General features: G+C 55.4%; 21 protein-coding genes and 1 tRNA gene. 1 reads left to right on the forward strand and 21 read right to left on the reverse strand.

What is annotated here, in order from left to right:
- Positions 1-2: 2 nt before the first annotated feature.
- The 21 genes from VSS37_RS08330 to VSS37_RS08430 all read right to left on the reverse strand — a co-directional run bounded on the left by VSS37_RS08330 (position 3) and on the right by VSS37_RS08430 (position 24,077).
- On the reverse strand, positions 3-3,848 hold the full coding sequence (locus VSS37_RS08330; protein ID WP_324694404.1) for a DUF3683 domain-containing protein: 3,846 nt from the start codon (positions 3,846-3,848) through the stop codon (positions 3-5).
- An 82-nt stretch (positions 3,849-3,930) separates the two neighbouring features.
- Positions 3,931-4,425 carry a hypothetical protein gene (locus VSS37_RS08335; protein WP_324694373.1) on the reverse strand — a complete coding sequence of 165 codons (495 nt, stop codon included), beginning with the start codon at positions 4,423-4,425 and terminating at the stop codon, positions 3,931-3,933.
- Positions 4,426-4,494: 69 nt separating this feature from the next.
- Entirely contained in the window at positions 4,495-5,460 is a 966-nt protein-coding gene (locus VSS37_RS08340; RefSeq protein WP_324694374.1) for a porin, read from the reverse strand.
- Between the two features lie 309 nt (positions 5,461-5,769).
- Entirely contained in the window at positions 5,770-6,162 is a 393-nt protein-coding gene (gene rpsI / locus VSS37_RS08345; RefSeq protein WP_324694405.1) for a 30S ribosomal protein S9, read from the reverse strand.
- Positions 6,163-6,178: 16 nt separating this feature from the next.
- Complete coding sequence (rplM, locus tag VSS37_RS08350; RefSeq protein ID WP_324694375.1) at positions 6,179-6,607, reverse strand: 50S ribosomal protein L13; 429 nt, start codon at positions 6,605-6,607, stop codon at positions 6,179-6,181.
- Positions 6,608-6,904: 297 nt separating this feature from the next.
- Complete coding sequence (locus VSS37_RS08355) at positions 6,905-7,999, reverse strand: glycosyltransferase family 2 protein (RefSeq protein ID WP_324694376.1); 1,095 nt, start codon at positions 7,997-7,999, stop codon at positions 6,905-6,907.
- Positions 8,000-8,018: 19 nt separating this feature from the next.
- A complete protein-coding gene (locus tag VSS37_RS08360; RefSeq protein ID WP_324694377.1) occupies positions 8,019-8,936 on the reverse strand; it encodes a glycosyltransferase family 2 protein in 918 nt (305 codons plus the stop codon).
- Positions 8,923-9,105 (reverse strand): hypothetical protein, encoded by a 183-nt coding sequence (locus VSS37_RS08365; RefSeq protein WP_324694378.1) that lies wholly within the window; start codon positions 9,103-9,105, stop codon positions 8,923-8,925. Before VSS37_RS08365 ends, VSS37_RS08360 begins: the two co-directional genes overlap by 14 nt.
- A 20-nt stretch (positions 9,106-9,125) precedes the next feature.
- On the reverse strand, positions 9,126-11,189 hold the full coding sequence (locus tag VSS37_RS08370) for an HAD family hydrolase (RefSeq protein ID WP_324694379.1): 2,064 nt from the start codon (positions 11,187-11,189) through the stop codon (positions 9,126-9,128).
- Positions 11,182-12,471 (reverse strand): glycosyltransferase family 2 protein, encoded by a 1,290-nt coding sequence (locus VSS37_RS08375; RefSeq protein ID WP_324694380.1) that lies wholly within the window; start codon positions 12,469-12,471, stop codon positions 11,182-11,184. Before VSS37_RS08375 ends, VSS37_RS08370 begins: the two co-directional genes overlap by 8 nt.
- 54 nt (positions 12,472-12,525) lie before the next feature.
- Positions 12,526-13,410, reverse strand: a complete 885-nt coding sequence (locus tag VSS37_RS08380) for a class I SAM-dependent methyltransferase (protein WP_324694381.1) — start codon at positions 13,408-13,410, stop codon at positions 12,526-12,528.
- Entirely contained in the window at positions 13,349-14,311 is a 963-nt protein-coding gene (locus tag VSS37_RS08385) for a lysophospholipid acyltransferase family protein (RefSeq protein WP_324694382.1), read from the reverse strand. The genes VSS37_RS08380 and VSS37_RS08385 overlap by 62 nt, the downstream gene beginning before the upstream one ends.
- Complete coding sequence (locus tag VSS37_RS08390; protein WP_324694383.1) at positions 14,295-15,626, reverse strand: ABC transporter ATP-binding protein; 1,332 nt, start codon at positions 15,624-15,626, stop codon at positions 14,295-14,297. The genes VSS37_RS08385 and VSS37_RS08390 overlap by 17 nt, the downstream gene beginning before the upstream one ends.
- Entirely contained in the window at positions 15,524-16,297 is a 774-nt protein-coding gene (locus tag VSS37_RS08395; RefSeq protein WP_324694384.1) for an ABC transporter permease, read from the reverse strand. The genes VSS37_RS08390 and VSS37_RS08395 overlap by 103 nt, the downstream gene beginning before the upstream one ends.
- Positions 16,294-17,070: a peptidylprolyl isomerase gene (locus VSS37_RS08400; RefSeq protein WP_324694385.1), complete on the reverse strand. Its 777-nt coding sequence runs from the start codon at positions 17,068-17,070 to the stop codon at positions 16,294-16,296. The genes VSS37_RS08395 and VSS37_RS08400 overlap by 4 nt, the downstream gene beginning before the upstream one ends.
- 123 nt (positions 17,071-17,193) lie before the next feature.
- The gene (locus VSS37_RS08405) at positions 17,194-18,717 is read right to left on the reverse strand and encodes a hypothetical protein (protein WP_324694386.1); all 1,524 of its coding nucleotides are present in this window, start codon (positions 18,715-18,717) and stop codon (positions 17,194-17,196) included.
- A gap of 145 nt (positions 18,718-18,862) precedes the next feature.
- Positions 18,863-19,261, reverse strand: a complete 399-nt coding sequence (locus tag VSS37_RS08410; RefSeq protein WP_324694387.1) for a hypothetical protein — start codon at positions 19,259-19,261, stop codon at positions 18,863-18,865.
- A complete protein-coding gene (gene gspD / locus VSS37_RS08415; protein ID WP_324694388.1) occupies positions 19,248-21,356 on the reverse strand; it encodes a type II secretion system secretin GspD in 2,109 nt (702 codons plus the stop codon). The genes VSS37_RS08410 and gspD overlap by 14 nt, the downstream gene beginning before the upstream one ends.
- A 268-nt stretch (positions 21,357-21,624) precedes the next feature.
- Entirely contained in the window at positions 21,625-22,440 is an 816-nt protein-coding gene (locus tag VSS37_RS08420; protein WP_324694389.1) for a hypothetical protein, read from the reverse strand.
- Positions 22,415-23,032, reverse strand: a complete 618-nt coding sequence (gene gspM, locus VSS37_RS08425) for a type II secretion system protein GspM (protein WP_324694390.1) — start codon at positions 23,030-23,032, stop codon at positions 22,415-22,417. Before gspM ends, VSS37_RS08420 begins: the two co-directional genes overlap by 26 nt.
- Positions 23,022-24,077, reverse strand: coding sequence for a PilN domain-containing protein (locus tag VSS37_RS08430; RefSeq protein WP_324694391.1), 1,056 nt, complete (start codon positions 24,075-24,077; stop codon positions 23,022-23,024). The genes gspM and VSS37_RS08430 overlap by 11 nt, the downstream gene beginning before the upstream one ends.
- Before the next feature lie 187 nt (positions 24,078-24,264).
- Here VSS37_RS08430 and VSS37_RS08435 point away from each other — a divergent pair.
- Positions 24,265-24,352: transfer RNA gene (locus VSS37_RS08435), tRNA-Ser, on the forward strand.
- Positions 24,353-24,484 lie beyond the last annotated feature (132 nt).

Raw genomic sequence — 24,484 nt, forward strand, 5'->3', positions numbered from 1 at the left:
AATCAGAGCAGGACTTTTTCGATCCCACCGTGGATGGCCTTGTCAACAAACCCCTGCCGCCAGTCCTTGCCCAGCAGGTGATTGGCCATTTCCACCACAATGTAATCGGTTTCCATGCCGGTATCGTCCACATAACGGGACAAGCCCTGCTGGCAGGCCGGGCATGAGGTGAGGATTTTGACATTGCCATTGTGCGCCATGTCGCTGCCCGTCAGCTCCTTGACGCCTGCCTGCAAGCTTTCCGCCTTACGGAAATGCAATTGGCTGGCGATGTCTGGGCGGCTCACTGCAAAAGTCCCCGCCTGCGCGCAGCAGCGCTCGCTCAACGCCACATTGGAGCCAGTCAATTCCTTCGCCACCTTCAACGGATTGACCTGCTTCATCGGCGAATGGCAGGGGTCGTGATAGACGTACTGGACACCGCTTGCCCCATCCATACGCACGCCTTTTTCCAACAGGTATTCGTGGATGTCGAGCAGACGGCAACCGGGGAAAATCCGCCCAAATTCGTACTTGAGCAATTGGTCCATGCAAGTGCCGCAGGACACCAGCACGGTCTTGATGTCGAGGTAACTCAATGCATTGGCGACGCGATGGAACAGCACGCGGTTTTCGGTGGAAATCTGCGCGCCCTTTTTCAGGTCGCCGCCCGCATTTTGCGGATAACCGCAGCACAAGTAACCTGGCGGCAGGACTGTGGTCGCGCCGGTTTCATACAACATTGCCAACGTCGCCAAGCCAACCTGGCTGAACAGGCGCTCGGAGCCACAGCCAGGGAAATAAAACACCGCATCCCCCTGCGCCTTGCCCGGATCACGCAAAATCGGAATCACCTGGTCATCTTCCAACCCCAGCATCGCCCGGGTGGTTTTGGCTGGCAATCCGGCAGGCATCGGCTTCTTCACGAACTGGATCACCTGCTCCTTGATCGGCGGCTTGCCCAGGGTGGCGGCAGGCGGCTTGCCATTACTGGCCAGACCGGCGTTTTTCGCCAGTTTGTAGGCCAACCGCTGCGCCTTGAAGCCAAGCTTGAGCATGCCGGTGCGCATCAGGCTGATTTGCATAGGGTCTTTGATATTGAGGAACAGCATCGACGCCCAAGTGACCGGGCTGGTCTTTTTCTTGCCGCGCTCCCGCAGGATGCTGCGCATGCGCACGCTGACATCGCCAAAATCGATATTGACCGGGCAAGGTGTGAGGCATTTGTGGCAAACCGTGCAATGGTCTGACACATCGTTCATCTCATCGAAGTGGCGGATGGAAATCCCGCGCCGGGTCTGTTCCTCGTACAGGAACGCCTCAATCATCAGGCCGGTCGCCAGAATCTTGTTGCGCGGCGAATACAGCAAGTTGGCGCGTGGAATATGCGTATTGCACACCGGCTTGCACTTGCCGCAACGCAGGCAATCCTTGATGTCGTTGTTGAGCGCGCCCAGCTCATTGTGCTCCAGCAGCAGGGCTTCACGCTCCACCAGCCGCAAGGATGGCGTATAGGCGTCCTGCAAACCGGAACCCGGCAGCAATTTGCCCTTGTTGAAGCGCCCTTGTGGGTCAATCCGTTGCTTGTAGTCGGCGAATTCGCGGATTTCCTTAGCGTCCAGATACTGAAACTTGGTGATGCCGATGCCATGCTCGCCGGAAATCACGCCATCCAGTGAACGCGCCAGCCCCATGATTTCATCCACCATGCGCTCGGCTTCCTGCAACATTTCATAGTCGTTGGAGTTGACCGGAATGTTGGTATGCACGTTGCCATCGCCTGCGTGCATGTGCAGGGCGACGAACAGGCGGCTGGTGCGGATACGGCGGTGGATTTTTTCCAGCGATTGCAGCAAGGGGGCCAGTTCGCGCCCGGCAAAGATTTCCTGCAAGGGCTGCAAAATTTCGATGCGGTAGGAAATGCGCAGTTCACGCCGCAACAGCAGGTCAATCACCCGATCCTGCGGACGCTGGGCGACCCGCGCCACATCATCCAGCAACCCCTGATGCCCGGCAGCAGGCGCATCAAAATGCATCAGGATTTGTTCCCAACGCAGCTTGCGTTGTTGCAGGAAATTGGTGGCGTGCGCGAGCTTGCCAGCCAGCATGGCGCTGCGCTCTTCGCTGGCTTCATAATCCGTCACTGTCCGCAATTCCGGCAAATCGCCCGCCATATGCTCCAGCAGCGCGTCGATCATCCGCAGCTTGTTCTGCATGGATTGACGGATATTGATGGTTTCGATGCCCTCGGTGTAGCGCGCCAGATTATGCAGCGGAATCACCACGTCTTCATTGACCTTGAAGGCGTTGGTATGGGCGGCGATGGCGGCGGTGCGGGAACGGTCTGCCCAGAACTGGCGGCGCGCTTCCGGGCTGATGGCAATGAAGCCTTCGGCGTTGCGGGCGTTGGCCAGCCGCACCACTTCAGCGGCGGATTCGGAAACCGCCTTGTCATCATCGCTCACAATGTCAGCAAGCAACACCATTTTCGGCAGCATGCCGCGTGCGCCTTTCGGGGTATATTTCACCGCCTTGACGTAACGCTCGTCGAGGTGCTCCAAGCCGGACAGCAGCACGTCGTTGCGCCCGTCGAGGTAGTTTTTCACCTCCACAATGGCGGGCACCGCTTCGTGCAAATCAGTCCCGTAGAACTCCAGGCAAACGGTACGGATTTGGTCTGGCATCCGGTGCAGGATGAATTCGCCGGACGTGATCAGGCCATCGCAGCCTTCCTTCTGGATGCCGGGCAAACCGCCCAGGAATTTATTGGTGACATCCTTGCCCAGCCCTTCCTTACGGAAATAACGCCCCTCAAAGGTAAGGGTTTGCGGTTCACCCTTGGGCGTCTTGCCATCCGCCTGGAAGCGCTGCACGGAAAACTGCACTGTCGCCTGATCGTGGATTTTGCCGAGGTTGTGGTTCAGCCGGGTAACTTCCAGCCAGTCCGCATCCGGTGTGACCATGCGCCAGGAAAGCAGGTTATCGAGTGCAGTTCCCCACAGCACGGCCTTCTTGCCGCCCGCATTCATGGAGATATTGCCGCCAATCGTGGATGCATCCTGCGATGTCGGGTCGACTGCAAACACTAGCCCATGCTTGGCCGCCAGATCAGAGACGCGGCGGGTGACCACGCCCGCGCCAGTCCGCACCACCGGCACCGTTTTACCGACGCCGGGCAGATCATTGCGGTGCTGGACTTCGCCAATGGAATCCAGCTTTTCCGTATTGATGACGGCGCTATACGCATCCAGTGGAATCGCGCCGCCCGTATAGCCCGTGCCGCCGCCCCGCGGGATCACACTCAGCCCAAGTTCGATGCAGGCCAGCACCAGCGCCGCCATTTCCTCTTCGGTGTCTGGCGTCAACACCACAAACGGCAGCTCCACGCGCCAGTCGGTGGCGTCGGTGACATGGGAGACACGGGCCAGGCCATCGAACTGGATATTGTCCTTGCGGGTGATCTTTTGCAGGCGCTTGCGGGTTTTTTCACGCAATTCGGAATATTTCTGAAAATCGTCAGCAAAGGCGTCCAGCGCCTGCCGGGCGATCTGCATCAGCTCCAGCGTCAGCGGATTGCCTTTGGCACGCTCCTCAATTTTGCCGACCCGCTCATGCAGCGTATCGACCAGGGATTGCTGACGGTCACGGTTTTCCAGCAAGTCGTCCTGGATATAGGGGTTACGCACCACCACCCACATATCGCCCAGCATTTCCAGCAGCATGTGGGAGGATATGCCGGTTTCACGCTTTTCACGCAGGGCTTGCAGGATCTCCCACGCGCGCACCCCCAAGAGGCGCTGCACGATTTCCTTGTCGGAGAAAGAGGTGTAGTTATAAGGAATTTCCCGAATCGGGTGCATGGCTGTCATCGCATTCACACGGCTTTTGCAAAGATGCGTAGTGTAGCGCGCCGCAGCATTGAAAAAAACCGGAGCGTTAGGCAGGGATTAGTCACCGCCACAAGCGCTGGCCCTGCGCCACCTTCTGCATCACCTCCTGCTGGAATTCGGGAGGCCCGTAAGCAATGGCCTGCTGTTCCCGCTGAAACACGCCATTAAGCACCGTCTGCTCCATGTAGATCAAAGGACGGCCATGCTTTTCCGCGAATTGCTTGAGCCAGTTGAGCGCTCGCGGCGGGATACGCCTACCAACAGGAACCGCGACATCCACCGGTGCGCCCCGCCATTGCAGCTTGTTGGGCAACACCATCACTTTGGCTTCATTGGGTTTCATCCACTCAGGCAGGGGGCTGCCGGGAATGATCCAGCCACATGCAAAATTCTCACAAGGGTCTACTGGACGATTGGCATAATCGTCGCAACCTTTACCTGTACTGTGTGGGCAAGGGCGGCCAGGGGAGACTTCCGCGCCGCGGATATTCATCTGCACCCAGCCATCACAACAGGCGGTGCAGGGTTGGCATTGGCGTGTTGAGGATTTATTCATAGGCTAATCATAACGGGAAAAGGCTCCCGAAGGAGCCTTTTCCACTAGCTTTTATCCAAACCCGAAGGATTAGAATTCGCTGACCAAGCCTACTACAGTCTGAGTAGATTTGATGTCGGTGGTAGCGCTGTGAGCAACGTTTTTGTCTTCGTTCCACAGCAGGTACGCGCTGGTTTTCTTACCCAGAGAGTAGTCAACACCAACAGTGGTCTGCTTTTCTTTGCCAGCATTGTCGGTTTTGCTTTCGCCGTAACCAACTTTCAGGGTTGCAGCGCCAGTTTTGAAACCACCAGCCACATAAGCATTGGTGTCATCGTTTGGAGTGCCGTCATAATCAACCTGTTCATACACCAAGTTGGCAAAATGACCAGCTTCTGCTTTCCAGCCCAAACCCAAGTTGGTGTCTTTCAGTGTGCTGTCAACTTCAGTGTAACCCAAACCTGCATACCATGGGCCGTTACCATAGTTGATCATCGCAGTATTGGCTTCGCTACCGCCGTTACGGTCGCCATCTGCACTCGCAGGGATCAGGTCTGTTTCAGTAGAGTGGGCAACCGCAAAACCAACAGGGCCAAACTTGTTGATGTAAGCAACAGCGTTGTCTACACGATGTCCGTCAGCAGCAATGATATTGGACATATCAGCATAGGTGTCAGCGAAACCATCCAGACCAGCAGTAGCCAGTTTCCCTGGGGTATCATGACGACCAACGCGAACTTCACCAAAACCGCCTTTAACACCAACGAAAGTGTTACGGGCATTCAGGCTGCGGGAAGTTGAGTTTGCCTTTTCAGCGTCACCATCCAAATCAATGCCGTATTCCACACCGTAAGTAGCGCTCATGCCATTATCCAGCTCAGTGGAACCTTTAATGCCGATACGGGAAGAGTGGCTTTCTACTACGGTTTCAGACTTAGTGCCATCATCAACAGAACCAACGGAAACGTGCAGTTTGCCGTACAAAGTGGTATCGGCCATTACAGCAGCAGGAGCTGCCAAAGCAGCAACAACTGCGATTACAAGCATTTTTTTCATGAGTCGACTCCTATTTAGAAGGTTTGTCCTGTCATTAAGATTTAAATTCGATTTGTTCAATCTGACGGAATGTATTTATACATCCCTTGCCAGCGTCTTGCAACAGCTATTTTGCAAATACGCTACAAAGTTTAGCGCAAATGTTGCAGAAACGCCACAAAGATTAATGAAGAAAAGAAAAACGCCTGACCGATGGTAAAATATGTTCAGTTTCAAGCGCCTAGAAACAACAAAGCCACAGCTTATCATACACTGTGGCTTTGCTAATACATATAGACGTATTCCGCTAAACGGAAATAACCCTGCTAACTAACGTTTGGAGAACTGGGTAGCCCGACGGGCCTTGTGCAACCCAACTTTTTTACGTTCAACCTTACGTGCGTCACGGGTCAGAAAACCTTCAGATTTCAGTTCACCACGCAACCCTTCGTCATATTGCAGCAACGCACGGGCAATACCGAGGCGAATAGCACCAGATTGACCAGTCATGCCACCACCAGTGACCGTAACTGTAATGTCAAACTTATCAGCCATGTCAACAGTGTTCAGCGGTTGACGCACGACCATGCTGGCGGTTTCCCGCCCAAAGAAATCACCCAGCGCCTTGCCGTTAACTGTAATAGCGCCATTGCCTGCACGCAGAAAGACGCGAGCAGATGAAGATTTGCGGCGACCTGTTCCGTAATATTGTGTTTCAGCCATTTCAATTCCTGCCCAATCAAATTTCCAGCGCTTGCGGCTGTTGTGCGTGATGGTTGTGTTCAGCGCCCGCATAAACTTTCAGCTTACGGAACATGGCGCGACCCAATGGGTTCTTTGGCAACATGCCTTTCACCGCCAGTTCAATGACTCGGCCTGGCGCACGCTGCTGCATTTTTTCAAACGAGAAGGCGCGCATATTGCCGATGTATCCGGTGTGGTGGTAATAAATTTTATCTTTGGCTTTATTGCCAGTAATACCAACTTTGTCTGCATTGATAATGACGATGTAATCGCCAGTATCAACATGCGGGGTATATTCCGGCTTGTGCTTGCCACGCAAACGCCGGGCAACTTCGGTGGCCAAACGGCCCAGCGCCTTACCTTTGGCATCCACGACATACCAGTCGCGCTTCACCTCAGCTGGCTTTGCACTGAATGTTTTCATCTTGATCAATCCACTTCATTAAATCTGTTTTGCCAATTCACTCCAACCATAAAATAGGAGGAGGAATAAAGAAACGCGGCATTTTATGGGAAGTGACGTTATTTCACAAGTGTTTGCCATCATCCACCAAGAAAAAAATGCCTCTCGAGAAACGGGAGGCATGCAAAGAGACAAACGCATGAAAAACCGGCACATCATCTTATGAGGCAAAAAAAACGCGACCCATATGAGCCGCGCAATTACCACCAAAGGAGGATGGAGGAGTATTAAGTTGGTAATCAACAATATGAGAATATGCTAATATTCCAATCTTTCTTTGTCAACATTTTGTAATAAAATTTTTACCGATTTTTCGATTTTTTTCTGCTCACTTAGTGGCATGGCAGGAACAGGGAGAAACCCCATGCCCAAACCTACTGGCACAGCTTCAGTCAAAACGGCAGCAGGCCTATTGGCTTCATGCAGCCAGTAGGCCTGCTGGATACTGACCAACCTGCAAATAGCCAATGGCAACCGTTGGTAACGCTTGCCCAGACGAAACCCCACCAGCCTGACAGTCGTTTGCAACGCCGCCAATGGCAACAGCCACTTTTTTCTCTCATACAGATAGGCAATCAGCGACCGCACATAAGCCCCCGCCTCCCGGTCAGGCGCGCCAACCGCCTGCATCAACGGCTGTTCGGAGGCATGAAAGACTCCAACATCGAAATACCGCCGAAAAACCTGCAACAAGGAATATTGATGGGAATGCTCCACCGTGCTTTCCGCCGAATATACGGTTTTCCAGCCCGCCAGCAACAAACGGGCGGCGACGTAACTGTCCTCGCTGACAATGATATGTTGCGGGAAACCGCCAATGCTGCGCAGGGCGCTGGCCCGGTAGACGGCGTAAACGTCGGAGGCGAACGCCGCCCGATACCCCATGGTCTTAAAGCAACTCCGGTCACGCACCGAAGAAACCGCCGGATAAGTGAAGCCGCGCGCATGCCGCTCCAGCAAATCAGCCCCAGCGCGTGGCAAATGACGCCCGTAAGCCATGGCAACGTGCTCATCCTCGTCGCAATGCCTCAGCAAAGTTTCCAGGGAGTCCACTTGGTGGAGGATGGCGTCCTGGGTCAGATACACCAGCAATTGCGCATCAGGACACAGTTGCGCCGCCATCTGACGGGTTCCGCCATGGCTGAAATCATCCGGATGGATGCGCACCACCTCCATGCCCGCTGCGGCGGCCAGCTCCGCCGTATGGTCGGCTGACATCGAATCTATCACCAAATAACGGCCTGCCCGCACCGATTGGTTTTGTAAGGCATTGATCCATTCCGGCCACAACCGGCCTGCGTTGCGGGTCAGGACGATAATGGCGACATCGGGACGCTCTGTTATTGTTTTCATTGGTATTCCCTAAAGCTATTCAGGCAAACAGCAGTAATGCAATATTATTCAGCACACCCTGTTTGAACAAACGATGATGTAAAATATGCTGCCGACGTTTCCAGCCCTGCAAATGACGCAAGCCCGCGACCGCCTCCACCAGACGATGGTCTGCGGCGTCCAATTGCTTGCCAAACCGTTGCAGGAAAGCGTCCGCCTGCAGGCTCCAAGCGTCGACCCGCCGGTTTAAACCCAACACGCCGCCAGGTTCTGCGCCAATCAGGTTATCACCATGCTGCCGGTACAGCAGCGTCGGATGGGACAACGGCTGGATGCGGCCAAACCATGCACACACCAGCGCCAGCCAACGGTCATGCTCCATCGCATTGACTGGAACCGGAAAAGCCATGCGCGCCGCCGCATGGTTGAACGCACTGGCACAACCGGTCACCACATTGTTCAGCAGATACGCCTGTTTGCGCTGCTCCACATTGAAATTACGGTATTCCCAGAAAGAAGCGGCTTGCAGCTCCTTGTACTGGTCCACCACCGCCAGATCGGAATGCACCAGCAGGGGCGCATCCTCCCCATACATCCCCTCCAACCGCCGCAAAGCGGTGTATTGCAACTCCACTTTTTCCGGAAACCAGATGTCATCCTGATCGCAGAACATCAGGCACGGCGACCCGCTGACCCCCACCAAGCGGCTGAAACTTAGCTTGCTGCCCAGATGGACACCATCCTGCAACACCTCCGCCATCCGGCCCGGATTAGCGGCTTGCCATGCCCGCAGCAGTGAAACAGTCCGGTCGTTGGAACCGTCATCCCGTACCAGCAGCCGCCAGTCCTGAAACGTCTGCTGCTCCAGCGACTTCAGCAGTTCCGGCAACCAGCGCTCGCCATTCCAGGTTGACAGCAAAATCTGGACACTGGGCATATCCATGTCAGCATCGCTCAAACTTCGCCCGCCACCATTTGGCAGCGGAACGGTCAAACAGGAATTGCCGGAAACGCACGGCATACCAAACCGCCATGGCTTTCAGCCCCGGGCTGAAGCAACGCCCGCGCCCTGAAGAGAAACGGAACGCCAGCGCATACACGAACAACTTGGCCGGACTCAGCACCATACCCCCTCCTGTTGTCATCATCATTTTTTCACCGTATGCAAATACACCATCCGGAAAGCAAAATTGGCGATCCCGGCAGGCATCCGATCGAACAGCGCATAGCGCCAAGCGCTCAATTCCAACCGCCGCATCAGTTGGCGCGGATGCAACAGGTCACGCCACCGCAAGGCACGGTTGCCCAGCTCCAGCACATGGTCATGCCCAAAATCTTCGGTATGCGCCAGTTTGGTCAGCTCACGGGCTTCCTCCCGGGTCGGGTAAACCACCGCACGCTCCAGCAGGCCGTAAACATAGGGCAACACTTGGCGGCTGTCATAGCCGGTCAGCCTTTGCACCACACGAAAATGTTCCCAGTGATGCAAGATCCCCTGCTGCATTTGCGTGACCAGGATATTGCAGGCCAGCTCCGCCTGCCGGTCGGGCGCAGTGTCCGCCTTCAATACCGGCTCAATGACGCCGTTGCGTTCGCGGTAGCCGACGGTGGTGGCTTCCTGGGAGCGCGCGCCCTGTTCGAACATCTCCTCGAATTCCGCCGGAATGCGCTCGCAGGCATTGCCCCGGCGCGCGTCGTGCACAATGCCTTCGCAAATATTGTTGTCGCCAAAATCAGCGTACATCTTCGGCACAAAGGCGAAATAATAACCATGCAAGACGGGAAAATCCTGCCGCTGCCCGAACGCCTGCTTGAGGAACTTCTGTACAGTCCCATTCCAACCAATATCCACCAACGCAACCCGCTGATGGCTGAAAAAACCCACCTGCTCCAGGTAACGCTGCAACAAACTTTTGTGCTGTTGCCCAACGCGCCGGATAATGGCCTGCACCTGCTGGTCTTGCAGGAAATTATGCAGCCGGACATCCTCCCAGTCATGGATGGGTTCGGCGAAATCTTGGAAGCCATACTCGCTGGCCAGTGGCCGCAGCTCTTCAGCCGGAAGGCCATACACCTTGCACACCGACTCCAGGCCGCGTTGCTTCGGGTTATAGAACGCCACCCGCGCTTGCTCCCGGGTAAGCCCATCCGCTGTCGAGGCCGCCGTGATCACCCGCCGGGACAGGTAGACATACGCCGAGGGAATCCGCCCGCCCGCCGCCTGATACATGCGCTCGAACAAAAAGCCGTCACGCGCCACGAACAGCAGCTTTTCCACCGGCTGCTTGGCCGCCGCCTGCTGTTGCAGCCGTTCCTGCAAGCCCTGCATGAACACGCTGAAGGCTGGCCCCAGCACATCGCGCCCATAGCGGAAGAAAAAATGGCGTGGTTTCAGGCCATCCTGCTGCTGGCTGCGGACTTGCACGCATTCGAAAAAATAGCGCCCCTGCCAGATGCCGCCGCGTTGCGCCATGCGGGCGGACAACGCCTGCCGTTCACGCCGCCGCAAATCCGCCTTTTCGTACAACCAGACACCCTGGATGCCTTCCCGGCAGGCCATCCGCCGGTCGGACACCGGATTGTCGCCAATATGCGCCACCTGACTGGCGTCCACCCCTTTCACCTTCAGCATTTGCCGGAACAAGCGGCCACTGTATTTCCCCATCCCGAAATCCGCCGACACGTAGATGAAGGTGAAGTAACTGACGATCCCTTTGCGGCGCAACAATTCACGGATCAAATCGCCATCCAGGTACATGTCTGACATGGCGATGATCTCAATCTTTTGTTCCTGCACCCAATCCAGGAACACCTGTGCATCTGGTTTGACATACAAGGTCGCCGTCTCCAGATCCAGTTCGGTTTGGCGGATGAATGCCGCCAGTTCCGGGATGGCGCCAGCACCCATCGTTTTGATCCAACGGGGCAACAACTTGCTGTAACTGCATTCATGATCGGCGCCCGCCTGTACAGCCTCCGCCCGTAACGCCTGCTCGGCTTGTTGGCGGGCCAGCCAAACTTCTTCCGCTGCAATGCCGGTGCGCTCGGCGACAGCACGGCAAACCGCCAGTTGGACTTCCTGTGGGTCGCCGACGTAGCGGCCCAGGATAGTGTCGAAAATGTCCACCGAAACATAACGGATATTGGGCAGGCGCGGCTCCAGCCATTCCCGGATACTGAGCCAGTCCCGCATAACCAACTTTTCAGGCATGGCTCACCTCCATAAAGCGTTGCCGACACCAACGCAGCGGATTCAACAACGCTTGCCCAAACCGGAACGCACGGCTGTCCAGCAGTTCCTGCCGCTGCTGCTGTAGCTGCCGGATCAGCGCATCACGCTCCGCCAACCAGCCATCACGGTCGGATATCCACTGGTCACGATCTGCCACCCAACGCGCATGCTGTTCCAATTGTTCCGTTTGCAAACGGATTACCCCATCACGCTCCGCTAGCCAGCCATCGCGGTCGGTTATCCACTGGTCGCGGTCTGCCAGCCATTGCTGCTGTTGCGCCAGAAGCCCTTGCTGACCGGCGATGATCTGGTCGCGTTCGGCTATCCAATGGTCACGTTCGGTGATCCAGCGTTCACGGTCGGCAATCAAGGGCAGCAATTCCCGTTCCCTTGCCTGCAAATGCCCATGCACAGCCGTCAGCCATTCTTCACGGGTATAGCGGTATAAATCCTTCAACTGCCTTTCCAGCCCAAATAGGCGCTGTTCATCCAACACCGGCGACAAGGCGGGCAACCAGCCCAGCAGCAATTGCATGTTTTCCTCAATCGCCGCCAGCGGCTTTTCGCGGATGGTGTTGGCGCCATGCAAGCGGTATCCCAACAGCTTTTCACCGGCCAGGAACGCCATGCGGCAACCCGCCAGCAACGTCCGCAGGGCATAGTCATAGTCATGCACATAGCGCAACTCGGCAAACTGCCCTACCCGCTCATACACGCGCCGGTGAAAAAAGAAGTTGGATGTGGTGATCAGGCAATTGCCGCGCAATAACGTCGCCCAAAAATCCTGCCGGTCGGCATAATCCTGTTTAAGCCCCTCAAACCAAGCGACCCAATGCGGCTCATCCTGCTCTTTGGGATTGGAGTCAGCATCCAACACCGCCACATCGGTGCTGATGAAATCCAGCCCCTGTGTTTCCGCCAGCGTCACCAGCCGTTGCAGCCGTTCCGCATCCCAGACATCGTCAGAATTGAGGATGGCGATATAATCGCCTTGCGCCAGTTGCAGCCCCTGGTTGATGCTGGCGGGCGCGCCCAGATTGGCACCATGGCGCAAGCAGTGCCAGCGCATTTCCGGCGCGGTTTGGCAGGTGGATTGGATCACCTCCCAGGAAGCATCCTGGGAAGCGTCGTCAATAATGATGCATTCAAACGCCGGGAAAGATTGGGCGAGCACCGAATCAATCGCCTGCTTTACCCAACGTGCGTGATTGTAGACCGGCAGAACCACACTGACTTTGCTATAGGCGTGCCGCCGCTTCATTATCAAATACCCCAAGCTGTTATTATTATTAAGGTTTAACCGCTTGTCAGTGTATCAGTCCAGCGTGAATCGGGACTGAATGCTACGCCAAGCCGTCGCCCCACGCCGCAGCATCCGCCAGCTACGGGTCGCATAAACACGTTCCAGTTCCGCATGCGCCAACGCCAGTTCCGTATGCATCCTGCCCCAAGTTTGCCAGGAAGCGTCGATGGGCTTGAGCGAATGGGAGCCGGATTCCGTATGCGTTGGGATCTCTTCCACCTCGGCACGGGCGGCAATAATGAACTGGTAGGCGATCGCCTCCGGTTCGTGGAATTTCGCCAGCGCTTGCGGGGAGGGTTCGAGCCCTGCCGATTGCAGGTATTGGGCAATCACCTCATCCGGCAGGTCATGCCAGGTGTAATCAACCTCATGGGCCGTGTAGCCTATGTCCGCCAGTAAACCCTGGATGCTGTCCAAAGTGAAAAATTTCAGGTGGGTTGTGTCCAGAATGCCAGCCTTTTCATAGTCGAAATGGCCGTTAAGCAGCTCCAACCGCATGGAAGCATGGGCAACGTTCGGGATGGACAGCAGAATCTGGCCTTCATCCAGCAGCAACGGCTTGAGCCGCATCAGCAAGTCTTCCGGATATTGCAGATGTTCAAGCACATCCACCAGTGTGATCACATCGAACTTTTCGCCTTCCAGCGCATCCAGGCTGTGCGGATCATCCAGATCTTCCGTAAAGACATAGTCGCAATAACGTTGCGCTTGCCAGACAATGTCTGGGTTCTGGTCAATGCCGATGATATGCGCATCGCACTGCTCCCTCATCAAGCGCGACATGCTGCCGTCGCCGCACCCCAACTCCAATACTTGGGCGTAGCGTGGAATCCGTTTAATAATCTGGCTGTGCGAGTGGTTCTCGTCCAGATGCGAAGTTTTTTCTACCTGGCTCATTGTTATTACTGCTCCGTAGCAAGGGGAGCGCAGGCCATAGCCACCAGTGACCGGGGCTTTCCCGTATCCGCTGTTCCAATTGGCCGGCGAGCAACCCCATCAATGCCGTTTCGTCGTAGTCAAACGGGTCAAGCAATGCAGAAAACTCCGCCCTGACTCGACCATTCCCTAAATCACGCATAAAGAACGGCGCGATCACTGCCTTGGTTTTTTTTGCAATTCGATAAATACCGGCAGGCAGATCAATAGTACCGCTTATAAATTTTACTGTCACCACCCCTTTATGCGCTTCTACGTATGGAACATCAAAAATCAATGCAATTAAGTGATTATTTAACGCTTTGTAGAGAGGCCGCAAATCATCCCCTTCCACCAGAAATGGCCCGCCCAACGCCTGCCGCAAGCATTGCAGCTTGAATAGGCGGTAACGGTATTCCGCCGGATGCAAGCCATGGATATTTTCATCGCCGCCATCGCGGGTAATGGTGCCGGTTGTATGCCCCAAGGCGCGCATGGCTGGCCCCGCCATCCAGTAACGCCCGAAATGCCCGCCGGTCAGCAACACCCGCCTGCCCTGCCTGCGCGCTTGTTCCACGGCGGCAAACCCCTGCAATTCCACAATAGCGCCGATCGGCTGGCGTTGCAGATACCAAGCGTCCAAAGCTTCCTGCTCCACCATCCGGTAGTAGTCGTCCAGCCAAGCACCAAGCTGTTGCCCGCTGGCTGAAGGAAACGCGCCCAACATTTGGTCGCGGATGCACGCTTCCTCTTCCGCCCGCTTCTGACGGAAAAAACCGGCTTGGTGTCCGGCCAAACGGTACCCCAACCCCGGCGGCAAATGAGCATAGAGAGGAAACAGCAGGTTGTAACGGACAGAAAATTCTTCAGGACGCCAACGCATGTTCCAAAACCTCCCCTGCGGGGCGTCCCGCAGGTGCCCGCCAGCGATGCGGCAACCATACCAGACCAATGCCCTGTTGCTGCCCGGCCTGTTGCACCCGGAAATGGCAGCAACGTTCACGGGAGTCGTAGACATGCACGCCACTGGCGTCTATCAACCAGACTTCCAGACAATATTCACCAGACAGCAACGGCAAGCTGTCAATGACAAACTCCACCGCCAGCACACCGTCGCTTGCTGGCTGCATCTGCGCGCCATCATGCAGGGTGCTGATGCCGTAACACTGGATGCCGTCATTACGGCGGATAACAATGCCGACATGGACATCCTCGACGCCCTGGCCTCCCTGGCTGGCCTGCACCTGCACGGCAAACCGCCCGTGTGTCTGTAGGCTGTCACGTTCCAGCACCACATCCAGAATAACCGGGGAAGTCGACATTGCAACCCGTTCCAGGCGCTTTGCCACAGGGGTAGGCTGTTCATTCCTGCCCCGCACATCGCTCTGATACGCATCCACCACGGCTTGCGCATCCCCCAGCATCCGCACCCTGCCCCGCTCCAGCCACACGGCCCGGCGGCACATTTCCCGCACCTGGAACAGGTTGTGGGAACAGAACACCAGCGTTGCGCCATTGCCGAGGATTGCCCGCATCCGATCCAGGGACTTTTTCTGGAAATACTGGTCGCCGACCGACAACGCCTCATCCACAACCAACACTTGCGGCTCAACCACGGCGGCAATGGCAAACACCAGCCGCACAATCATGCCGCTTGACCAGGTTTTCACTGGCTGGGCGGCGAACTCGCCCAGTTCGGCAAACGCCAGAACGTCCGGCAATTTGCGTTCAATTTCGGCATGCGTGAAACCGCGCAACGCCAATCCTGTGCGGGCATTTTCCTCACCACTGAATTCTGGCTGCAAGCCAACACCCAGCTCCAACAAGGCGGAACGGCGTCCGCGCACTTCGCAGATTCCCTCGGAAGGCGGCAGATTGCCCGCCAGCATTTTCAGCAAGGTGCTTTTGCCTGCGCCATTGTCACCCACCACCCCCAAGGAATCGCCAGGCTGCACCGCCAACGTCAACCCCTGCAAGGCGTGGAACGGCTGGTGGCGGGGCCGCCGCCACAACCACTCCAACAAAGCGTCGCGCGGATGCGCGTAGCGCCGGTAAACCACCCCCGCGTCTTGCAGGCGAATGCTGCCGCCAGCGTTCACAATACGTACCTCGCCCGTGTCACCAGATGCTGAAACAGCCACAGCGCGCCCGCCAGCAAAACGCCCGCCAGCGCCGCCAGCCCGGTGAAGGATTCCCACGGGAATGCGCCGTCCAACAGCACAGCCCGATAACCTTGCGCCAGTTGCGCCAGCGGATTCCAGGCAAACCAGGCGTGGAAACGTTCCGGCGCGGCGCTCAACGGATAAACAATCGGGGAAGCCAATAACAGGACAGTCAATAACGGCTGCATCATCTGCCGCAGATCCCGCAGGAACACGCCGAGCACCGCCAGCGCATAGGCGAACGCCAGCGAAAACGCCACCCGCAGCATCAGGAATGGGGGGTAAAAGACAATTGCCTGCCAGTGGCACAAACCCTGGATGCACAGCCAGAGCAACAGCAGCCCCACGGACAGCAATTCCAACACCAGGGAAGAACCTACCGGCAACAATGGCAGCAGCGCCGCAGGCAAAGGGGTATTCAGCAGCAGCTCACGCCGTTCGCAGAGGATAACAGGTGCCCGTAGCAACACTTCCGCCAACGCATTGAACATGCTCAACCCAGCAAACAGCCAGACAGCGAACTGCCCGGAATCCTCCGCCACGCCGAGACGGAATTGCAGGATTTCACCGAACACCAGCGCATATACCAGCAGCATGAACAGAGGCTGCGCCAGCAACCAGAAAACGCCCAGGGCTGCGCCGACGTAGCGTTCACGCAAATCCTGCCTCAGCAATCGCCAAACCAGTGTCAGGTTCGCAGCATTCACATTGCATCATTCCGGGAAAGCGCCGGTTTGTCGGCTGATTCGTGCTTAAATTGTTCGTGCAGGGAATCCAGCAGCATCTGCTCATGGTCAGCCCGGTATTCATCCTGCAACTCATTGAGGATATCTGATTTAACCGTGTCAAAGGCGAGGGTTTCAGACTCCTTACGGCCAATGAAATACAGCAGGTAGGCAGTGTCCCGATGGACAACCACCTCACTCAACGGCTTGTCAGCGGACAATTGCGCAGCGGCGTCAAAAAACACATCGGGCTTCTGCCCCTTATGGAACCACTGGGTGTCGCCCTTGGTCAGCGACAGGTCGGAAGCTTCACTGTTCGCCTTGACCGCCGCTTCAAAAGTGGTTTTGCCAGCAGCCACCTCAGTGCGGATAGCGTTGAGTTTGTCACGGATTGCCGCTTCCTTGCCTGCGGGCAGGCGCAACTCTAACGCCCATACCCGCAGGCGTAGCGGCAAGTGGTATTGCGTGTCTTTGCGAGCCTGATAGATCTCTTCCGCACGGGCGCTGAAATCGGGCATGCCTTCATTACGGGCGGCGTCCAATGCCAGCTCGGCCAGTTGTTCCTGACGGAACTCGGCGATACGCTGTTCCAGCTCAGGGCTTTTGTCCAAACCCAACTGCTGGCCTTTTTTGACCAGAGCATCACGGATGAAAGATGTTTCCGCTGAAGAAATGGAAGGGTCAGCCGGTTTATCGGCAGCCATGGCCGATACAGCGATAGCGCAGAGCAGCGCGGAAAAGATTTTACGCAGCATAGACAGTATTCTGATAGCAAGCCTTGAATCAAAAAGTGGCGGGAGCAGTCTTTCCCGCCACCGGGTTCCCCCTATACGTCTCAACCAAGTCAACGCATTTCAGGAGAAAAACACTATGCGACCTTAATCGCGCTGGATTTTATGCGGCAACGCATCCCCAAAGCGTGCGTTCGGGTTTTGGCTCACATTGCCATCCAGGAAAGCAGCGCCCACTGCCGGGACACCTTTGTACAGGTTGCTGCTGGCGGAATAGGAGCCTGGGTGCGGGCTATACGCGCTTGCAGACTTGAAGCCACCACCAAGGCTATAACCAGGGAATGACAGGCGTGCCCAACCGCTGACAAAGGCACCAACACTGATGCTCTGTTTGGCGTTGCTGGACAACACGCTATAGCTGGCGTCATAGGATGGGTCGGTGGACTTGAAGCTAATGACGTTCACCTCGCGGCCAAGGATACTGGAGTCAGCCTTTTTACCCGGCAGAACGGGTGAGAAACCAAAACCACTGGTAGTTTTTACGCCTGCCTGACCTTCCTCACGGTCATAGATACCGTTTTCGAAGCTGGCGGCGACATCGGTTGTAGCCATATTGATACCATGCTTTTTCATTGGGAATGTGACAACCCAGTCCGTATGGCCATCATAACCATCGGTTGGGTCGAGGAAGTATTCGTTCATCAGACTGGGAGCCAACAGCACATGCGCGACCGGATAAGGGTTGGTGCCGCAAGCTGGAATCAATGGGTCATCCAGATCCAGGCACGCATCGCTGGCCGCATTCCAATCCGTGACAACCAGTTCGCTTTCACCGGCGGCATTCCTGGTCATGACTTCACTGGTTGAAACGTTACCAGACGCCAGTGAAGGCAACAGGAAGTAATCAGGATCGTCAGACAGCCAATGCTGGGCTTGGGTGCTGTAGTTGTCGAGGGCGACCGGATCAACCGCAAACGCTGCGCCCTTGGCCACATTCAGGATTGCAGAAGAGCCAAACAAGCCACCGGTTGGCGCACCCATACCGGCAGCCGCCGAGCCAACGCCTTGGGTGAAGGTGCCCTTGCCGCCCTGTGAGGCGGTTCGCCATGCATCTTCGACTGCCGTACAGTTGGCAGGTTTGCCATTTTTATGCAACACACCAGCTTTTACTGTCGGGTCAGTCACCACACCCATTTCGACGACTTCGACATAACCTTCGCGGGTATCTTCCGCTGTAACGCCCTTGTAAACATTCTGTCCAGTAAAGGCTTGCTCCGCCAAACACTTCCCGTCTTCACAGGACGCCAAAGCAGGCAGGGTGCAAGTGCGGTCGTTAGTGCTCAACATACCGACAATATTGCCTTCACCGTCATCACCGGCTTTGACGCTGCCCGTCCAAGTATCTTGAGGAGACATGTAGATATTGAAGTCCAGCACGTCATTACTGCTCTTGCCTTCACGGAAACGAATCTTGACAGCTTTGGTTTGGTCAGTGGAATTCACCAAGTTGATATTGGTGACATAGCCCTCATTTGCATTGAAGTAGGGAAATAACAATACCTGGCCAGTGCCATCCGGATTGACATGCACGGCTTGTGCACTGGTGATGACCCCCATTGCGCCAAGAATACCAGTTGCGACACTGATGGCGACTTTGTTTTTCTTGAACACTTGCGTGCCTCCTCGTTCTATCTTTTATATTGTTGACGGAGCTTTTAAAGTTTTATTGTGAATCTGCTGGTTCCGGGACACATAATTATATCCACAGACGACCAGATCATTATACGCAATTAATCAGTATTTTTGATTGTGATATTTACTCTTTTACATACCGCCAGTCTGAAAACCAACCATCCTTGACCCATGTCTCATGTACAACATCACTGGTTTCCATTGGCTTGCTTAATCCCCGCATTTTCATGGAAACCGTCACTTCAACATCAACCTGGCAGCGTTTACCGGGTTCCTCGCATTGAACCTTATCCACCTTTGCTTTGTTCCAAAGCCCGGTGCCATGCACTTTGTGCTTAAATACATCCAAAGGCGTCGTCGCTTTAAATGCATCCGTGTAGTATTGATATGCTTGCACCAAATCCCCCTGAATCAGGGCATTCCAACGGTTAGTCGCATACTCGGTCAGAACAGACTCCGCCGAACCACAGCCCGTCAACAACGAACCTGCCAACAGCACCCACAAAGTTTTATTTATCTTCATATTGCCCCCTAAGTTGCGGGAAGAATTTATCCCCATCCATCAGGCTTCTCATGCGGTCACGCATTTCTTCGCCTGTTTTGACCAGATCCCGCTGACTGCTGATTGCCGTTGGCGTAATCAACACCAACAACTCCGTGCGCACGCCACTATGGCTGGTGCCGCTGAACAGGTTGCCCACCACCGGCACCTTGCTCAGGCCCGGCAAACCAGACTTGCCATCTGTGCTGTTGTCGCGGATCAGGCCGCCCAACACAATGGTCTCGCCACTTTTAACCGCAATGTTACTCTTGATATTACGTTGCAGGAAACTGCGCTGCCCGGTTGCTTGGTCAATTTCACCCACATCGGTGACATCCTGCTGGATATCCATTTTCACCAACCCGCTGGAATTCACATGCGGCGTAACCTGCAATGAGACACCAGTATCCTTGAATTGTACATTCTGGGTCACAACACCGCCATCCGTAGTGCTGCTGCCTGTAAAGACCGGCTGCTGGTTGCCGACCCTGATATTGGCCGTCTGATTATCCAGCACCAATACCGATGGGGAAGAAATCACCCGCAGCTTGGATTCCCGCGCCAAGGCGTTCAGCACCCCGGTGATGGCTCCATTGGCTCCAGTCAGCGAGTAGGAGAATCCAGGGACAGCGGCGCTCAGACCGGAACTTGAATCCAGATCCAACATTCCTGAGCCATTTTTGCCAAAGGCATTGTTTTTGAAATACCACTGCAAACCATACTCCAGCCCGCCGGTCAGGCTGACCTCCATAATGGAAGCCTCCACCTGCACCTGCATGGGCATCACGTCCAGGCGCTTGAGCGCTTCCAGAATCTGCTGGTAGGTGTCTTCCGTCGACATGACCATCAGGGAATTGTTGGTCTTGTCGGCAACGATCCGGACTTCCGCATCAGGGTTGATGTCAACCCCGCCACCGCTGTCGCCCAACATGGTCCTGGCCGGAGCCGCCTTTGCGGACTGGCCATCCCCGCCGCCAACCGTGGCGGCCTCCAGGCCGGGAGCTAGGCTGGAAGTCCCACCCCCACCCGGCAATGCGCCTTTCGTGCCACTTTTCTTGCCACCAAAAATCTGGTTGAGCATATCCGCCAAGTTTTCAGCATCGCCATTCTGCACATGATAAACAAACAGCTGCTGCCCGGCAGTCGGGCTGACTTGGTCAAAACGGTCGACCCAGTCCTTCATATCCTTGAGGTAATCCGGATTGGCGGAAATGATCATGATGCTGTTCATGTGCTCAATCGGCATGATCTTGATCATCCCAGCCATTGGGCTGCTGCCGCTTTCGCCAAACAATGCATCCAGGTTTTTCGCCACCACCGCCGCTTCCACGTTTTTGACCCGGTAAATGCCGACTGACATGCCTTTCAGCACATCCACATCAAAGGTCTTGATGGTCGCCATCAGGTTGGCCAGCTCAGAACTGGTTCCCGCCAACACCAACATGTTACGGTTCGGGTCAACCCGCACAAAAGCATCCGGACTGGCGATCGGCTCCAAAATCTTCTGCATTTCCGCCGCTGGAATATAACGCAGGGTAATTACCTGCAAACCATAACCTGGCTTGATTGATCCGGCTGATGGCATGAAGCCACGCCCTTTCAGATTGGCGCGGGAAGCCACCCGGTAATTGCCGGTGTCATCCTTGTAAAGCACCGCCCCTTGAGTTTGCAACAAGGATTCCAGTGTCGGAATCAGCGTGTCGCGTGGGATCGGGTCGGTTGAATTGATGGTAACCTCGCCTTCCACCCCGGGCTCCACCGTATAAGTCTGCTTGAGAATATCACCCAACACGACTTTGACCACCTCACGGATACTGGCGCGCTCAAAATTTAAAGCAACACCAGCATCACTGGAAGATTTTTTACCCATGGAAGGTTGTTTGACATCCGAACGGTAATATTGCTGGTTCCCCAGAATCAATTCCACATCACCATTCGTTTTGGAGCCGCTGCTGGCTCCGCTTGGCATAGAATCCCATGCGGGTGCGGCGGGCGCATTCTCCCGGTAACCGACAGACTGAATGGCATCTGCATCTACGGGATGCAACGCGGGACGGGAAAAACCGGCTGTTTCCATGTCAAGCTCCCGAATCGCAGTGCTGCGCTGGAAACCTGCTTTTTTGATGTTACTGCGATAACCTGGACTGCCTTTGATTGAAGCGCACGCGGACATAAGCACCGCGACACTGACAAGCCCTATAATGCTGCCCCTGTATTTCACAAAGCTAACCCCATTTTATTATTATTATTTCGGCATAACCATCTGACGCAGCTGTGCCGTTTCTGATCATACTAAAGGTTTATAGACGTAATAAAAAGTACATTTTATCGGATGACGTTGCCAGCTACTGACCCGTTGCTGGCTGATTATTATTTTGGTCACCCGTTAACGCCCCCCAGCGTGAGGCCATCAAACGCTGCCGGGCCTCCAGCGCATCCTTGACGGAAAGTGGCGGCGGTTGCTTTTGGGTATCCGCCGGGAATGGCAAACCGGCAGTCTGCGGCGCATTTCCAGGCGGAGCTGTTGGCGCATTCTGTTGAGAAGGCGGAACCGCTGGCGCAGCAGCTTGCTGTTGCGCTTGCCGAGCCGCCGCCGCTCTCTGCTGGGCTGCCTGTTGCTGTTGCATGGCGCGCTCCTGTGAAACCTGTGGGTTTTCCTTTGGTGCGGCAAAATCCCCCACCAAAGGAATATCCTGGTGTTGGTCGCCAAGCTCCAGCAGAACCCGGTCAGGGTCAATACCAGCCACTTTCCAGGCTCCCCAAGAATCTCCCTGGCGCAACTGCACACTCCCGCCCGCTGCGTTTTCCATAATGGCGAACAAACTCCCGCCTGTATCGATAATGCCGATCAAGCGCCCTTGTGGCAACGTTGTATCCACTGGCTCAACAATTTCCGCCACCACCTCTTTTTCAGGCTCGACCGCTTTGCGGCTTTCCCAAAATAACGGGGCACTGACCATCTGCGGATAACTGTTCAGATCCGGTGTATCCAGCATGCTGGAGTCGGGAATCTGCACACTGATGTCAGCTTGCTTCCCACCGCGCGCATCCAACATTTTCAAGCTAACGACGCTCCAGGCCCCCAACGCCAACAATGCCAAGCCGCCACCCCACAGCAAAGCCTGGATGGGCGGGTTAATTAGCCTCTTCAGACTGCTCATTTTTCACCTCCCCACCACGCCAATACGTTGAAATCTGCACTTCGGCCTTCACGACTTGTTGCTTGCCCCCGTCGTTGTCCTCCTGCGGCTTAATATCCAAGCTTTCCACGAACAGTAACGGCCGCGCCCGGTAAGCCTGATGCAGCACTTCGCGCAACAGCTCCGGGCTGCTTTGGAACACCGCCTTGACCATAACCCGCTGGTAAACGGAATTCTGTTGCTTGTCTTCATCCTGCTGCTCATCCACGACTTCCGAGCTGATCAACACGCCATTGTCGCGGGTAATGACCGTTGCCAAATGTTTCTGCAATTCCTTCGCCACCTGGGCGGAAGTCATGCCCGCCGGATAAAACAGCTTGTCCAAGCCATTCTGTTGCACACGCTGATACTCGGCCATGATTTCGGGCGTCGCCACATTCATCTGCCGAAGCTTCGCCAACTGCTGGTAGCCATTTTCAATCTGCTCGTTCAACTCCAGCGATTTCTGCACTGCCGGTATAATGGCCAGGAATATCACCACAACCAGCAGCAACGCCAACAGCCCCCACGACAACAATTTTTGGTGCTGCCGCCATAATGCATTATTGGGCATGGGGAACCTCCAGCGTGGCTTCAATGTGGAAACGGTCGCGCCCGTTATCCTTGTTACGGGTCACAGGCGACTTGAAGCGCACATTGGAAAATTCTGGCGCATCTTCCAGCGTATCAATCAGCGTCAGCGCCTTACCGGATTCGCCGCGAATTTCCAGTTTATTGCCCTGAATATCCAGTCGTTCCAACCAAGTATGCTCAGGAATATCTGTAGACAATTTTTCCACCACATCCAGCGCAACCGGCGAACTCTTGCGCTTTTCCTCGATAAACCTCAAAGCGTCCTCCGCCTCCATCAACTTGTCGCGGACAGCCATTTGTTCGGATGAGGATTTGCGCATATCAGCCAACGCTGTTTCGATCTGGTCAAGCCGACGGTACTTGTAAGCCAGCGGGACTAACACGGAAAGTGCCAGGACACCAAGGAAAAAATACAAGGGAACCCTCGACCAGCCCTGCGCCTGTTGCGTATCGCGGGAAGCCGCAAGGTTGATGTCTGGGTGAGCGCCGTCCACGGAGATCACCTGCGCCTCATCCACACCCAACGCCTGCAACTGATGATTCAAACGCTCGACCACATGCTTGGGAAGCACATAAATATCCGCCAGGATTTCCTTGCGCGCCTTGTCATGCTGCGCCACCCGCGCATCAAAACAAGCATTGTCCGCTGTAAATGGCGTCAGCCGATCCAGTTGATAGCCCAGCACCTGCAACAGGTTTTCCCGGACGGCTTCCGGGAAATAATGCTGCAAATGCAAAACCTGAGCCTTACCCAACTGCAATTCCAACAGATATTGCTTGCTCCGGTAACGCTCCGGAACCAGATCGGAAAACTTGGTGCCGCCATCCTGCCAGGCAAACCGGCCACGCCCCTGTTGCTTGCCATCCTGCACCCACACGGCGTTGACCAAGCTGTCATCCAGCATTTGCAGAACCAGACGGGGCAATTCGGTGCGAAACAGTTTGCGCGCTGCTTTCGGCAGGCCACTGTATAAACCTTCGCCCCACCACAGCATGAATGTTCGAAACTTTTGGATAAATGACATGACTCTTATTTTTGTATAGTAAACCCCAACGGCCATCGTAGCGTATCCTCCCACCTGTGTCGAATGGGAACCGACCAAACGTCGCTGGAGCCAATGCACGCTGTAAAATGTCTGCCTACAGGTTTACAAGCCTGCGCTCCTGCGCTACGATTGCGCCCTTGATTTTTGCCCCTGTGTAAAATTCTGCGGAAAGGTGTCCGAGTGGTCGAAGGAGCACGCCTGGAAAGTGTGTATACGGCAACGTATCAAGGGTTCGAATCCCTTCCTTTCCGCCATCATATCTAAAGCCCTGTATTGTCAATGACTTGCAGGGCTTTTTGCTTTCTCAGCGGAAAAGACTTGTAAGCGATCAATTCATTTTATATTCTTGATTCTTAAATTATTACAACAATAAGCGCGTCGGAGTG

This window comes from Candidatus Thiothrix phosphatis (genome assembly GCF_035668035.1).
Lineage (GTDB): Bacteria > Pseudomonadota > Gammaproteobacteria > Thiotrichales > Thiotrichaceae > Thiothrix > Thiothrix phosphatis.